This window comes from Rhodococcus sp. LB1 (genome assembly GCF_001583455.1).
GTDB classification, from domain to species: Bacteria; Actinomycetota; Actinomycetes; order Mycobacteriales; family Mycobacteriaceae; genus Rhodococcus_F; species Rhodococcus_F opacus.
The window spans coordinates 1-3206 of record NZ_LTCZ01000269.1; the positions used below are offsets into that span (position 1 = coordinate 1).

A 3206-nucleotide genomic window follows, 5' to 3' on the forward strand; every position below is an offset into this window, starting at 1 on the left:
GACCGCAAGGCCCTCCCCGCACCGGAGTTCTCCTCGGCTGCGGGTGAATACATCGCACCGTCCACGAGCGTCGAGCACTCCGTCGCCGCGGTGTTCGGCACGGTGCTCGGACTCGACCGGGTGAGCGTCCACGACAGTTTCTTCGACCTCGGCGGCAATTCGCTGATCGCCACCCAGCTGGTGTCCCGGATCCGCAGCGAACTCGACGTGCCGCTCGCGGTGCGGGACCTGTTCGAGTCGCCGACTGTCGCGGAACTCGCGGACCGACTGTTGCAGTCGGACAGTGCGGACACTCGACCGGCACTGACCCGGCGGGAGCGGCCGGAACAGATTCCGTTGTCGCCGGCCCAGCAGCGCATGTGGTTCCTCAACCAGTTCGACCCGTCGTCTCCGGCCTACAACCTGCCGTTCGCGGTGCGGTTCACCGGGGCACTCGACCGGGCGGCACTCGAGGCGGCCATCGCAGACCTGATCGAACGCCACGAAACACTGCGCACGGTGTTCCCGGATTCGGCGACCGGTCCGCACCAGGTCGTGCGCGACACCGCCGACGCACCAGTGAATCTGTCGGTCGCCGCCGTCTGTGAGGACGAACTGGAGACCGTCCTCGGACGATTCTTCACCACCGGTTTCGACGTCACGACCGACCTGCCCGTCCGCGTCACGCTGATCCGGGTGGGCGCCGACGATCACGTGCTGGCACTTGTGGTGCACCACATTTCCGGCGATGGCTGGTCAATGGCACCGATGGTGCGCGACGTGATGATCGCGTACGCGGCCCGCACACGGGGAGAGCGCCCCACCTGGACGGCGCTTCCCGTGCAGTACGCCGATTACGCCCTCTGGCAACGTGACCTGCTCGGCGAGGAATCCGACCCGGATTCGCTCGCGGCCCGGCAACTCGACTTCTGGACGAACACCCTCGCCGGAGTTCCCGAGGAGCTGGGTCTCCCGACGGACCGGCCGCGACCCGCGGAGCAGTCGTACCGCGGTCGGCACGTCGACTTCGCCGTCGACGCGTCGACGCACCGCGCGTTGGCTGCGCTCGCACAGTCCCGGCGGGCCACGCTGTTCATCGCCGTGCACACGGCGCTCGCCGTCCTGCTCGGGCGTCTCAGCGCCTCCTCGGACGTCACCATCGGCACCCCCGTCGCGGGCCGCGGCGAACGCGAACTCGACGATCTGATCGGCATGTTCGTCAACACGGTGACCCTGCGGACCCCCGTCGATCCGGGTTCGGCGTTCACCGACCTGCTCGACCATGTCCGGGACGTGGATCTCGCGGCGTTCTCCCACGCCGACGTCCCGTTCGAACGGGTGGTGGAGGTCCTCAGCCCCACCCGGCACGTTGCCCGCCACCCGTTGTTCCAGGTGATGCTCACCTTCCAGAACCTCGAGCAGACCACACTCGAACTCGACGGACTCACACTGCGCGGACTCGACACCGACATCGACGTCGCGAAATTCGATCTGCACTTCACCCTCGTCGAGCGGTTCGATGCCGACGGCGATCCCGAGGGGATCACCGCGCAACTGACCTACGCCTCGGACCTGTTCGACGAGGCCACCGCTGCCGCCATCGCCGCCCGATTCACCGCGATCCTCGACGCCGTCACCACGGACTCGGGCACGCGTGTCGGCGACATCGAATTGCTCGACGCCGACGAGAGCGCCGCACTGACGCTCTGGAACTCGACCGACCACACCGTTCCTGTCGCCACCCTGCCGGACCTGTTCGATGCGCAGGTGGCGCGGACTCCGGGTGCGACGGCGGTGGTGTTCGAGGACGCTGCGCTCACGTATGCGGAGTTCGATGCTCGGGTGAACCGGTTGGCGCGGTATCTGGTCGCGTGCGGTGTGGGGCCGGAGTCGCGGGTGGTGCTGGCGATGCGGCGTTCGCTGGACCTGGTGGTGGGGATGTATGCGGTGGTGAAGGCCGGTGGTGCGTATGTGCCGGTGGATCCGGATCATCCGGTCGATCGCATCGGGTACGTGCTCGATTCGGCGCAGCCGGTGTGTGTTCTGAGCACGTCCGCCGATCGCGGTGATCTTCCCGTCATGTTCCCGGTGATCGAAGTCGACGCGCTGGACCTGTCGGAATTCGGGTCGCACCCGATCACCGACGCCGATCGGTTGCACCCCCTGCGCCCGTCCAATACCGCGTATGTGATGTACACGTCGGGGTCGACGGGTAAGCCGAAGGGTGTGGCGGTGCCGCATGCGGGCATCGTCAACCAGTTGCTGTGGATGCAGTCGGAGTACTCGCTCACCGGGCGGGATGTGTTGTTGCAGAAGACGGCGACGACGTTCGACGTGTCGGTGTGGGGGTTCTTCTGGCCGTTGCAGGTCGGCGCCACCATGGTGCTGGCCACTCCGGACGGCCATCGCGATCCGGCGTATCTTGCGCGCACGATCGACGGGCACGGGGTGACGGTGACCGATTTCGTGCCGTCGATGCTCGATGTCTTCATCGCCGCGGCCCCGGCAGCCTCCTGCGGCACCCTGCGGCACGTGTTCGTGATCGGTGAGGCGTTGCCGCCGGAGACGGTGGTGCGGTTCGGGGAAATGTCGACTGCCGGGTTGCACAATCTGTACGGGCCCACGGAGGCCGCGGTGTCGGTGACGTACTGGGAGACGTCCGACGCCGACGAGGCGACGGTGCCGATCGGTGTGCCGGAGTGGAACACCCAGGCGTACGTGCTGGATTCGCGGTTGCATCCGGTTCCGGTGGGGGTGCCGGGGGAGCTCTATCTGGGTGGTATCCAGTTGGCGCGGGGGTATCTGGGCCGGGTGGATTTGACGTCGGATCGGTTCGTGGCGAATCCGTTCGGTGGTGCCGGGTTGCGGATGTATCGGACGGGCGATCTGGTGCGGCGCCGGAGGGACGGGGTGCTCGAGTACATCGGGCGTACCGATTTCCAGGTGAAGTTCCGTGGTCAGCGGATCGAGTTGGGTGAGATCGAGGCGGTGTTGCGGTCGCATCCGGATGTGACCGGTGCTGCGGCCCTTGTCTACTCGGATGCCTCGACGGGTGATCATCTCGTGGCGTATGTGGTTCCCGCGTCCGGTCGCACTGTCGACGCCGCGGACCTGCGCCGGCACGCAGCGGGTGCGCTTCCGGCGTACATGCTGCCGTCGGCCGTGGTGCTGCTCGACGAGTTCCCGCTGAACACGAGCGGGAAACTGGACCGCAAGGCCCTCCCCGC

1 protein-coding gene is annotated in these 3206 nt (G+C 67.3%); it reads left to right on the plus strand.

Features of this window, described 5'->3' with window-relative positions; genetic code table 11:
- Window positions 1–3206: non-ribosomal peptide synthetase (locus AZG88_RS28970; RefSeq protein WP_156517651.1), on the plus strand; the 3206-nt coding region annotated here is incomplete at both ends.